This window comes from [Pseudomonas] carboxydohydrogena (assembly GCF_029030725.1).
Taxonomy (GTDB): Bacteria; Pseudomonadota; Alphaproteobacteria; order Rhizobiales; family Xanthobacteraceae; genus Afipia; species Afipia carboxydohydrogena.
Map to the genome: position 1 here is coordinate 834914 of NZ_CP113162.1, position 10816 is coordinate 845729.

General features: G+C 64.0%; 12 protein-coding genes. 6 read left to right on the forward strand and 6 right to left on the reverse strand.

The features are described from left to right. Positions 1–12: 12 nt before the first annotated feature. Positions 13–858, reverse strand: coding sequence for an alpha/beta hydrolase (locus AFIC_RS04000; protein WP_275247871.1), 846 nt, complete (start codon positions 856–858; stop codon positions 13–15). A gap of 99 nt (positions 859–957) precedes the next feature. Between AFIC_RS04000 and AFIC_RS04005 the strand changes: the two genes are divergently transcribed. The 3 genes from AFIC_RS04005 to AFIC_RS04015 all read left to right on the forward strand — a co-directional run bounded on the left by AFIC_RS04005 (position 958) and on the right by AFIC_RS04015 (position 2910). Next, the gene (locus AFIC_RS04005) at positions 958–1716 is read left to right on the forward strand and encodes an N-acetylmuramoyl-L-alanine amidase (protein WP_275247872.1); all 759 of its coding nucleotides are present in this window, start codon (positions 958–960) and stop codon (positions 1714–1716) included. A gap of 57 nt (positions 1717–1773) precedes the next feature. Then, positions 1774–2541, forward strand: a complete 768-nt coding sequence (locus AFIC_RS04010; RefSeq protein WP_275247873.1) for a hypothetical protein — start codon at positions 1774–1776, stop codon at positions 2539–2541. 123 nt (positions 2542–2664) lie between these two features. Beyond that, entirely contained in the window at positions 2665–2910 is a 246-nt protein-coding gene (locus AFIC_RS04015; protein ID WP_275247874.1) for a hypothetical protein, read from the forward strand. A 185-nt stretch (positions 2911–3095) separates the two neighbouring features. On the opposite strand, the gene AFIC_RS04020 is transcribed toward AFIC_RS04015, so the two are convergent. The 4 genes from AFIC_RS04020 to AFIC_RS04035 all read right to left on the reverse strand — a co-directional run bounded on the left by AFIC_RS04020 (position 3096) and on the right by AFIC_RS04035 (position 6353). Continuing rightward, positions 3096–3296 carry a cold-shock protein gene (locus AFIC_RS04020; RefSeq protein WP_009337339.1) on the reverse strand — a complete coding sequence of 67 codons (201 nt, stop codon included), beginning with the start codon at positions 3294–3296 and terminating at the stop codon, positions 3096–3098. Between the two features lie 211 nt (positions 3297–3507). Further along, positions 3508–3756, reverse strand: coding sequence for a hypothetical protein (locus AFIC_RS04025; protein WP_275247875.1), 249 nt, complete (start codon positions 3754–3756; stop codon positions 3508–3510). A gap of 66 nt (positions 3757–3822) precedes the next feature. Further along, positions 3823–4893: a YcjF family protein gene (locus AFIC_RS04030; RefSeq protein ID WP_275247876.1), complete on the reverse strand. Its 1071-nt coding sequence runs from the start codon at positions 4891–4893 to the stop codon at positions 3823–3825. Beyond that, positions 4890–6353, reverse strand: coding sequence for a YcjX family GTP-binding protein (locus tag AFIC_RS04035; protein ID WP_275247877.1), 1464 nt, complete (start codon positions 6351–6353; stop codon positions 4890–4892). Before AFIC_RS04035 ends, AFIC_RS04030 begins: the two co-directional genes overlap by 4 nt. Positions 6354–6537: 184 nt before the next feature. Between AFIC_RS04035 and trhA the strand changes: the two genes are divergently transcribed. Continuing rightward, on the forward strand, positions 6538–7239 hold the full coding sequence (gene trhA / locus AFIC_RS04040) for a PAQR family membrane homeostasis protein TrhA (protein ID WP_275247878.1): 702 nt from the start codon (positions 6538–6540) through the stop codon (positions 7237–7239). 3 nt (positions 7240–7242) lie between these two features. Here the strand turns inward: trhA and AFIC_RS04045 are convergent, their stop codons facing one another. Beyond that, positions 7243–8154, reverse strand: coding sequence for a LysR substrate-binding domain-containing protein (locus AFIC_RS04045; protein ID WP_275247879.1), 912 nt, complete (start codon positions 8152–8154; stop codon positions 7243–7245). Positions 8155–8288: 134 nt separating this feature from the next. Between AFIC_RS04045 and AFIC_RS04050 the strand changes: the two genes are divergently transcribed. Next, entirely contained in the window at positions 8289–9602 is a 1314-nt protein-coding gene (locus tag AFIC_RS04050) for an MFS transporter (RefSeq protein WP_275247880.1), read from the forward strand. A gap of 5 nt (positions 9603–9607) precedes the next feature. After that, positions 9608–10681 carry a tartrate dehydrogenase gene (locus tag AFIC_RS04055; protein WP_275247881.1) on the forward strand — a complete coding sequence of 358 codons (1074 nt, stop codon included), beginning with the start codon at positions 9608–9610 and terminating at the stop codon, positions 10679–10681. Positions 10682–10816 lie beyond the last annotated feature (135 nt).

The following is a 10816-nucleotide window of genomic DNA, read 5'->3' on the forward strand; positions in this document are numbered from 1 at the left end:
GCGGCCGTCGGTTTACGGCCTGCAAAGCTCCACAAGCGTCTGCGTCAGGATGCCGTCCGCCTTCGCCAGTTCGTCGAGGATCGAATAATGATGGTGGCCCGGCAGGACGTAGAGTTTGGCGTCAAGGCCCGCGGCCTGCGCGGCACGCGCGTAATCGGCGGACTGCCGCTGCAATTCGGGCAGTTCGTTTCCACCCGACATGATGCGCATCGGCGGCAGGCTCGCGCGCAATTGGTGCTGCGGGCTGAGGTCGCGGATCTCGTCCGGTGTCAATTGCAGCGGGTCGTTGAGGTAATTCAGCGATAGCGGTTCGAGGTCGAAAATGCCGCTGATCGGCATGGTGCCGCGCACCGCCGGATGACCGGCGGTGATGGCGGCGAGGTGGCCGCCCGCCGACCAGCCCCCGACGTAAATCCTGTTCGGGTCGTAGCCGGGACCGATGGCGTCTTGCAGATGCGTCAGGCCGTGGCGGATTTCATCGACGATCTCATCGAGCCGTGCCTGCGGCGCCAGCGTGTAGCCGAGAGCCGCAAAATCGATGCCGCGCGCGTTCGGGCCTTCGGCGAGAAACGAGAACATCGAGATGACGTTGCGCACCCAGTAGCCGCCATGGATGAAGACGAACAGCGGTGCGCCCGCATGGCCCGAGGGAAAGTAGTCGAAGCACTGGCGCTCGCGCGGCCCATAGGCTTTGTCGAGCACGGCATCGGAGCGGCGGCGGGCCTCCGCGCTGCGCTGGACCCATTTGACGAGCCATTGCGGGCTGTCGGCGACCGCCTTGCTGTTGTTGTAGGCGTCGTCGAGCAGGGCGCGCGTCATGCCGCGATAGACGATCTGCGAAGCGGTTGTGTCTGGCATCGGAAAAGCCGGTTCGGAAAAGAGAATGCACGCTAGCAAAGCCGTTTCATCCGGCCAACAGCCATTGACGCGGCATCGCGGTGGCGGCTTGATAGCGCGATGGCGGACATCGCTCCCGACTCAAGATTCGCATCGCGGTTCCTTGCCTCGCCGAATTTCGACGAGCGCGACGGGAGTCCGGTGGATATCGTGGTGCTGCATTATACCGGGATGCCGGAGGAGGAAGCGGCACTGGCGCGGCTGTGCGATCCGGAGGCGAAAGTCTCCTCCCATTATGTGGTGCGCGAGAGCGGCGAGATCGTGCAGCTTGTCGCCGAAGACAAGCGCGCCTGGCACGCGGGCGTGTCGCGCTGGCGGGAGTGGACGGACATCAACGCGCGTTCGATCGGCATCGAGATCGTCAATCCCGGCCATGATGGCGGCTGCCCGCCGTTTCCGGACGTGCAGATCGAGGCGGTGATCGCGCTCACCCGCGATATCGCGACGCGCCGGCATATCCCGCGCGATCAGGTGCTGGCGCATTCGGACATCGCGCCGCAGCGCAAGCAGGACCCCGGCGAGTGGTTTCCGTGGGAACGGCTTGCGGCGGAGGGCGTCGGCCTGTGGGTCGAGCCGGTGCCGCCGTTCGACGAGGCGTTCGAGGCGAAGCCGCGCGAACTGGATGCCTTCGTCGAGGCGCTCGCGACTTACGGATACGGGGTGGAGCTCTCCGATCCGTGCGAGACCAAGCAGGCCATTGTCGCCGCCTTCCAGCGGCATTTCCGTCCCATACGGGTCGACGGGCGGGTGGATCGCTCCAGTATCGATACGATGCTGCGGCTCCTGATGGCGCGGCAGGCGATGGCGGCGGAATCGTAACCATTCGTCAAGACATTCATGGTTACCAAAGTGTCAAACAGCTTTGGGATCAGGGCCATGAACGCGCAGGACGACAGTCACCATACCGGCAATTCGCAGGGTGATGGCGGTGGCCAGTCGCTCGTCCCCGCCGCCTCTGCGCGCGCCGAAAGCGAGAGTTCCACGGAGAGCAAGGCCAAGGATTTTTCCGGAGGCGAGTCGAAAAACATCACGCTTCAGCGGTTACCGCCGCAGGGTTCCTGGGAAGACATCGTGTTCGGCGATGCGCCGCCGCAGCCGCAGAACCCGCGCCAGTTTTCCTCGATGGCCCTGATGATCGGGGTGGCTGCGCTCGTCGGCGTGATGAGCAGCGTCGGCACCACCTGGTTCTCGAACGAACATTTCGGCAGGGACGACAAGGCGCAGGTCGCCGTGGCCGAGCGCAACCGCGCGATCGACAACGCCTTGGCGCAGGTCAATTCCGAGTTGCAGTCGTTGAAGATGTCGTCTGAAAATGCCGCCAAAACCAATGCCGGCAAGATCGCCAAGTTCAGCGAGGCGCTCGAGAAGATAAAAGCCGCCGACGCGACCGGCAGCATTCCGGCGCCCGCCGCGCCCGCGCCGGTTCCGGCCAAGCCCGCCCCGCAGATTGCCCGGTTGCCGACCATCGATGGCTGGGTCGTGCGGGCCGTCGCCAATGGCGGCGCGCTGGTCGAGGGCCGCGCCGGTATTTTCGAGGTCTATGCCGGCGATCCGTTGCCGGGTGTGGGCCGGGTCGATGCGATCCGCCGGCAGGACGGCCGCTGGGTGGTGGTGACGAGCCGCGGGCTGATTGTCGCGAGGTAAGTTCCCGTCTCACCGGTGCGTAAATCCGTTGCCGGAAATCTCCGATAAAATTTGAGCCTTTGCTTGAACGCTACGGCATGATCTTGCTGGCATGGTGCGCCTCATCGACAATGAGGTACATGCATGACGGGCGATATAAATTTTTCTCCGGACAACGTCGTCAGATTCTTTGCCACGGAAGTGCGCGAGGCAACGGATGACGTGTGGCCCTCGCATGCCAACGACAATGCCTGTCCGTATTGCGGCGGAGTGCTGATGCCCGGCGACAAGGCGACGGATTGTTCGAGCTATAACCCGCGCATGCCGAGGATGTCGCCGCGTGCCTGGCGCGCGCTCGAGGACCGCATGATGGGCCCGTGCTCGTATTGAACCTGCGTTTCGTGCCGTTGTGCCAGCAGGTCCATGGGAAATGCAGGCAAAATAAAAAGGCCGATCGACCGGATGACGGTGGATGGCCTCGGGGACTTGCCCAGTCGGTTTGATTTAGTCGATCAACGATCTTGTGCCGAATTGTGCGCGGACCCGAAGAGATTTCAGGTTCGCGAAGGCCGGGATTAAACCTTCAGGTTTTCCGCCGACGTCTTGCCGCGATTGGCGACTTCCTCGAACTCGATAGTCTGTCCTTCGTTCAGCGAAGTCAGGCCCGCCTTTTCAACCGCCGAGATATGCACGAACACATCCTTGCCGCCGCCCGCGGGCTGGATGAATCCGTAGCCCTTGGTCGGGTTGAACCACTTCACAGTCCCTTTAGCCATTAGTCACTCTCCAGAAAGATACCAGTCGGCGCGCGGATGCGTGTCCAACGGCGCACACGATACGCAATTTATGCATGGGGTAAAGCGGCAAAGCCCGAATTCGCCGGATGGTACCGGACCGGCGGCGGTGGGCCGGGGGTATATTGCAATGCGAAGAGGCCACCTTCCGGCCGGGGGACGGGCCGGAAAGTGGCCTTCATGACCGCGCGGATCAGTAGCAGACGTTCACCGTCCGCCAGCGATAGCCATGGCGCGTCATGATGCGCTGGCGCCGCAGGCAGTCGTCATAAGCGGGGCCGCCGACATAGACAGGGCCGACGCCGAGGCCGTAGCCAAAACCGTAACCGCCGTGCCAGCCGTGATGGTGATGCCAGCCATGGGCGGACGCGGTGGTGGGCGCGAGGGCGGCAAAGGTCAGGGCGGTGGCCGCGGCAAGTCCAAGGGTGAGTTTGCGCAACATGGTCATTCTCCGATAAGGGGCCGGGGTGGCCCGATATCGATTGGTTGCGCGCCCCGCCGGACAGGTTCATTCCGGTTCAGGGGAATCGGGATTTTTTTGCGCCTCGATCCGGGCGGCCGGATCGGCGCGGCGCATCAGGTCCTTCACCAGATCGGACAAAGCAGGGCGGGGCAGCGCCGCAAACGGCAGCGGCCGCGTCACATCCACGGCGGCAAGGCCAAGCCGCGCGGTCAGGAGGCCGTTCAGAATGCCTTCGCCAAGCCGTGCGGAGAGTTTCGCCGCGACGCCATGCCCCAGCACCTGCTGGATCAGGCTGTCGCTTGCCGCCATGCCGCCGGTGACGGCGAGATGTGCGATGACGTGTCGCATCAGTTTGATCATGCCGAGCGTGCCGGGGCGCCCGCCATAGAGCCGCGCCAGTTGCCGCACCAGCCGCAACGCCGCGACGAACACGAACAGCATGTCGATCACAGCACCCGGGCTGACGGCAGTGACGATGGAGACGCGCGAGGCCGCGCTCGAGATCAGCCGCCGCGCCTCCTGATCGAGCGGGGCCATCAATGTGCGCTCCGCAAGCCGCAGCATGTCGGCGCCGTCGATGATGTCGTGGGTGTGGCTCTGCATCACCGCGCGGGCGTGGGCGAGCTGCGGATTGTCGTGCGCGACTTTCAGGAGATCGCGGACGATGACGTCGCTCTCCTTGCGGTCGTCGGAGGCGAGCACCGCGTCGGCGCGCGCATGCAACTGCTCGATGGTGTCGAGCCGCGCCAGCGCCAGAGCTTCGCGCGCGACGATCACGACGAAGGCGAGTGCGCACAGCACCGCGAGCGCGATGCCGGTGACGCCCAGCGCCTCGCTGCGCGCGAACAGATCCTCGATCAGATTGGCAGCACCAAGTCCGAGGCCGAGCACGACAAGCCCGCCGAGTGTGGTCCAGAACAATCCGCCCCACGGAAAACGGCGGCGGCGCGGGCGGATGGATTCGATCGGCGCGGGCAGCGCCGGCGCATCCGGCTCGGGCGTGATGCGGATGCCGCCATGGGGTGCGCGTCCGCTCTCGCCCGCTTCTGCGAGGGTGACGCGGGGGTCGTCGAGCCTGAACGAGGCGGGTTTGCGCGGGTGGCTGCGCTCGCTCATTGCAGTTTGTCTCCGATCAGGAATTGCAGCGCGCGGTCGAGGCGGATGTGGGGCAATGCGGGTTCACCCTGCGCGGCGTCGAGCCGGGGCGGACGGAAACGCAGGAAGCGGTAATCGGCCTCGCCGGGATGCGCGGAGCCCGAGCCTTTGAACGTACCTTCGCTGAACAGGGCTTCCGGTGACAATGGAAGATCGCCGGGGAAGGTCGCGACTTCGGTTTCGCCGTCGAATGTCTCCTTGCCGGAGACCTCGCCCTGCATTGGCGTGCCGATGATGGAGGGCAGCGTCTCGCCGTGGTGCTGCACGCTGGCCTCGCGGGTGGCGCGCACGGCGGCGAGCGCCACCACGTCGGTGGCGGCGCCCGCGAATTCCGCGCGCGAGGCGGCGCGCTCCACCATCTTGCGCAGGATCGCCTCCAGCCGGTCGTGGCTGACGTGATGCAGATGATCGGCCTTGGTGGCGGCGAACAGGATGCGGTCGATGCGCGGGCGGAACATCATGCTCAAAAGCGTGCGCCGTCCGGTGTTGAAACACTCGAGAATGCCCTCCAGCGCGCCTTCGAGGTCACGCAAGGCTTCCGGCCCGGCGTTGAACGCGGCGAGCGCATCGACCAGCACGATCTGGCGGTCGAGCCGCGCGAAGTGGTCGCGGAAGAACGGCCGCACCACGATGTCCTTGTAGGACTCATAACGCCTGCGCATCATCGCCCATAGCGAGCCTGCGGGAGGCGTGCCGCCCGCCGGCAAATCGAGCGGCGCGAAGGTGAGGGCGGGCGAGTTCGCGAGCGCGCCCGGCATCAGGAAGCGGCCGGGCGGCAGCAGGCTCATCGCGAATTGCTCGTGGCGGCAGGCTTGCAGATATTCGGTAAAGAGTTTCGCCGCCGCCTGCGCCGCTAATTCGTTCTCCGGCGCGACGGGAGCGAGGCTTTCGAGATGGTCGTGCCACGGTCTGGCGAGCGCGGCGCGGGGCGCCTGCCGCGACAGCGCGAGACTTTCCGCCGACCATTGCTCATAGCTCTTGTGCAGCAGCGGCAGGTCGAGCAGCCATTCGCCGGGATAGTCCACGATATCGAGTGTCAGCGTGCGCATCGCGCCGTTCTCGCGCTGGTAGTCGATGGCGAGCCGCAATTCGCTGATGTCGGTGGTCGATTGCGGCCACAGCCGCTTTTCGATCAGCGTGGACAGGTGCGCCTCATAGGCGAAGCGTGGAATGCCGTCGTCCGGCTGCGGCTCCAGCCGCGCCCGCGCGATCCTCCCGCTGGACAGCGACTCGAACACCGGAAAGCGGCCGCCGCGCAGGAAGCCGTGCACGAGCGCGGTGATGAACACCGTCTTGCCCGCGCGCGACAGGCCGGTGACGCCGAGGCGGATGGTCGGGTTGAGCAGGCTCTCGCTGTAGTCGAGCAGCGAGCGCGCCGACAGCCGCAGATCGTCGAGAATGTCAGACAGGCCTGGTGCCATAATTCGATCAAATGAGAGGGGAGGATAGCGTGGGTGTCTCTGAAAAGCTGGCGATGATGGAACCCGAAATCAAGATAACGTGGACGTCATGAATTGTGATCGCGTTGTCATGGGACGGTAGGTGACGGTAGGATTTTGTTGTGGGTCAAGGCGTAGGGTTGGGCCGAAGCGTAGTGGTTGGCGGATGACGATTTTCCGGTTGAAAGATCTGACGGCCTTCCCGCCGCTGCCCGGCCGGGGAGCCAAGCACTGGTGCTACGACCGGGCCGAACTGATCGCCGACAGCATCGTTCACGTCACCGGCCTGTCGCTCGGGCTGATCGCCGCGACCGTGCTGATCGTGCTTGCGGGGATTTATGCCTCGACGCTCAACCTCGTCACCACCGCGATCTATGCCGTGGGGCTCATCGCCATGCTGGCGTTCTCGGCCGTCTACAATCTGTGGCCGGTCTCGCCGGTGAAGTGGGTTTTGCGCCGCTTCGACCACTCCGCGATCTATGTGCTGATCGCCGCTACCTACACGCCGTTCCTCGCGCAGATGGCCGACCGCAGGCTTGGCTTCCTGCTGATCGGCGGGGTCTGGTCGGTTGCCCTGATCGGCATCGCGCTGAAGGTTTTCTATCCGGGCCGGTTCGATAAGCTCGCAGTCGTGCTTTATCTGGCGCTCGGCTGGAGCGGGGTGATGGCTTACGACTCCATCGCGGCTTCGCTTTCCAGCACGACGCTGTGGCTGATCGCCATCGGCGGCGTGCTGTATTCGGCCGGCGTGATCTTTCATGCCTGGGAGCGGCTGCGCTTCCAGAATGCGATCTGGCACGGCTTCGTGCTGCTCGCGGCCGCCTGCCACTACAGCGCGGTGCTCGACACGGTGCTGATCGCGAACTGAGGCTTACGCCTCGCGGGCGTAGGCGGTGAGGCGTTCGTTCAGGGTCGAGAGCATGGCATCGCGTAACGGGTCGCGCGCCTTCCCGACCCAGGCCACCGCAAGCGGCAGCTTGTCCATTGTCCCATCCGGTATTCGCAGCGGCAGATAACGCACGCCTTTTGTCGCCATGCGCGACGTCCAGTGAGGGACGATGGCGACGCCCATGTTGGCTGCGACCAAATTGAGAATGGTCTGCTTTTCATCCGCGATCTGGACGATGTTGGCGTGCTGCCCCGCTTCGGCGAAAAGTTTCATGGTGAGATCGTGACTGTGCGGCCGTGAGCGGCGCTCCGGAACGATCAGGGATTCATTGGCCAGATCGCGGATGCTGACGCTCTCGCGCCGGGACAGCCGATGGGTTTTCGGTACCGCGACCACGGCCGTTTCGTGAAACAGGTGACGATGGACGAGCCTCGCGTCCATGTTCGGCCGTGGCCGGATGAAGGCGAGGTCGAGCCGTCCGGACAGCAGTTTCGGCAACAGCTTGATGGTTTTTTCCTCGCACAGGTGCACGCCGATCTCCGGATGCTGGTCGCGGAAGTCGTGCAGCAGCAACGGCAGCAGGCCTGCGGCGGCGCTGTCGATCGCGCCGATGCGAAGCGTCTGTGTTTGATGGCGGCCGCGCTCGCGAAACCGGGCGGCGATCTTGTCCGCTTGCTCGATCAGGCCGCGCGCTTCCTCCAGCAGAACCTCGCCGTCGCTGGTGAGCGTGACGTTGCGTGTGGTGCGCGTGAGCAGGCGGGTGCCGAGATCGTCCTCGAGCAGGCGGATGTGACGGCCAAGCGCGGCCGGCAGCATTTCAAGCCGTTGGGCCGCGTGTCCGAAATGAAGTTCTTCGGCCGCGGCGATGAAGCAGCGAAGCTGGTGCAAGTCCATGGCGTCACCTCTGCGGCGATTATAACAAAAATTTGCACAATCGGGTGAGTATTGAGGTGCCGCCTTTCCCGCCCTTAGCCTTTCGCCGATGCCGAAAACGGCACGGACAACGAAATCCAGGGAGAGAAACGTCGATGGCGAGCGAGCTTGAAACGCGCGTGCTGCGCAAGATCACGATCCGCATCGTGCCGTTCGTGATGCTGCTTTACTTCATTGCCTTTATCGACCGCGTGAATATCGGTTTCGCGGCGTTGACGATGAACAAGGATCTTGGCCTGTCGCCTGCCGTGTTCGGCTTTGGCGCGGGTATCTTCTTTTTCGGCTATTTCCTGTTCGAGGTTCCCTCCAACGTCATCCTCCACAAGGTTGGCGCGCGAATCTGGATCGCGCGGGTGATGATTTCATGGGGCATCGTGTCTGCCGCGATGGCCTGGGTACAGGGTGCGCACAGCTTTTATGCGTTGCGCTTCCTGCTGGGGGCGGCGGAAGCGGGTTTCTTCCCGGGCATCATTCTTTACCTCAGCTATTGGTTCCCGGCGCGAAGCCGCGCGGCGGCAACTGCCGTGTTCATGGCGGCGGCACCGCTTTCCACGGCCATCGGCTCGCCGATTTCGGGCGCTCTGTTGCAGATGCACGGCATTCTCGGACTGGCCGGCTGGCAATGGCTTTTCATCATGGAAGCGCTTCCGGCGGTGATCTTCGGCGTCGTCGTCCTGTTCTTCATGACGGATCGGCCGGAGCAGGCAACATGGCTCAAGGACGATGAGCGCAAGTGGCTGGTCGATACGCTGGCGGCGGAAAATGCCGCGAAGGGACCGGGTACAGGCCACAGCTTCTGGAGGGGCCTCACCGATATGCGTGTGCTTGCGCTGTCGCTGGTCTATTTCGGAACCTCGGCCGGCCTTTACACGCTCGGCATCTGGGCGCCGCAGATCATCAAGTCGTTCGGCCTGACCTCGTTGCAGGTTGGCTTCGTCAATGCCATTCCCGCCGTTCTCGCTGTCGTCGGCATGGTGCTGTGGTCGCGCCACTCCGACCGTACCGGCGAGCGCACATGGCACGTTGTTATCGCGTGTCTGGTGGCTGCGGGCGGATTGATGATGGCGAGCTTCGCCGGAACGGTGGTCGCCGTGGTCGCAGCACTCGCCGTCGTCAATATCGGCGTCAGCTGCGCAAAGCCGCCGCTGTGGAGCATGCCGACCATGTTCCTCTCAGGCACGGCTGCGGCGACGGGAATCGCGACCATCAACTCGCTGGGTAACCTCGGCGGTTTCGCGGGGCCGGCGATGATCGGCTGGATCAAGCAGGCGACCGGCAGTTTCGCGGGCGGCCTGTATTTCGTCGCGGGCCTGCTGACGCTCTCCGCGATCATCACACTCATTCTCGCCCGCACCGGCCGCAAGCCTGCGGCCGATAATCCCCCAGTTCAGTCACAAGCAAGGATCTGACGACAATGCGTGAATATTCCATCGCAGCCATTCCCGCCGACGGTATCGGCCCCGAAGTGATCGCTGCCGGCATCAGGGTGCTGGAGGCACTCGAGACGCGGCTGGGCGACGTGAAGTTCAATTTCAAGTCTTTCGATTGGGGCTCGAACTATTACAAGAAGCACGGCGTGATGATGCCGGCGGATGGCTTGAAGCAGCTCAAGCCGTTCGACGCGATCTATTTCGGTGCTGTAGGCGCGCCCGACGTGCCTGATCACATCACGTTGTGGGGCCTGCGGCTGCCGATCTGCCAGGGGTTCGATCAATACGCCAACGTGCGCCCGACCAAGATTTTACCGGGTATCAAGTCGCCGCTGCGCGATGTCGGTCCGGGCGATCTCGACTGGGTGATCGTGCGGGAAAATTCGGAAGGCGAATATGCCGGCAATGGCGGCCGCGTGCATCGCGGACTGCCGGAAGAAGTCGCCACCGAAACCTCGGTGTTCACGCGGGTCGGCTGCGAGCGGGTGCTGCGGTTCGCCTTCAGGCTCGCGCAGTCGCGCCCGCGCAAGCATCTGACCGTTTCCACCAAATCGAATGCGCAGCGCCACGCCATGGTGATGTGGGACGAAATCGCTGAACAGGTCTCGAAGGAATTTCCGGACGTGACCTGGGACAAGACCCTCGTCGACGCGATGACCGTGCGCATGACGCTCAATCCGAAGAGTCTCGACACCATCGTGGCGTCGAACCTTCAGGCGGACATTCTGTCCGATCTCGCGGGCGCGCTGGCGGGCAGCCTCGGCGTTGCACCGACGGCCAACATCGACCCCGAACGGCGCTATCCGTCGATGTTCGAGCCCATCCACGGCTCGGCCTTTGATATCACCGGCAAGGGTATCGCCAATCCGGTCGCGAGTTTCTGGACCGCAGTACAGATGCTCGATCACCTCGGCGAGCAGGATGGCGCCGCCCGTATCATGCGTGCCGTGGAGAAAGTGACCGGCGCGGGAGTCCTGACGCCGGATGTCGGCGGCAAGAACAACACCAAGGATGTGACGGATGCTGTGATCGACGCCATTCACAGCTCGAACCTGTAGCCAGACTCCGCGACCCGGAGATTTTCACGAAAATTCGAAATGGTTCACGCGCCGGAAGCGTTTCCGGCGCGTGAACTTTTTGAGAGACTGGAAGTTGATCTTCCACGCGTCATTTTCGGCGCGGTTTTATTATGC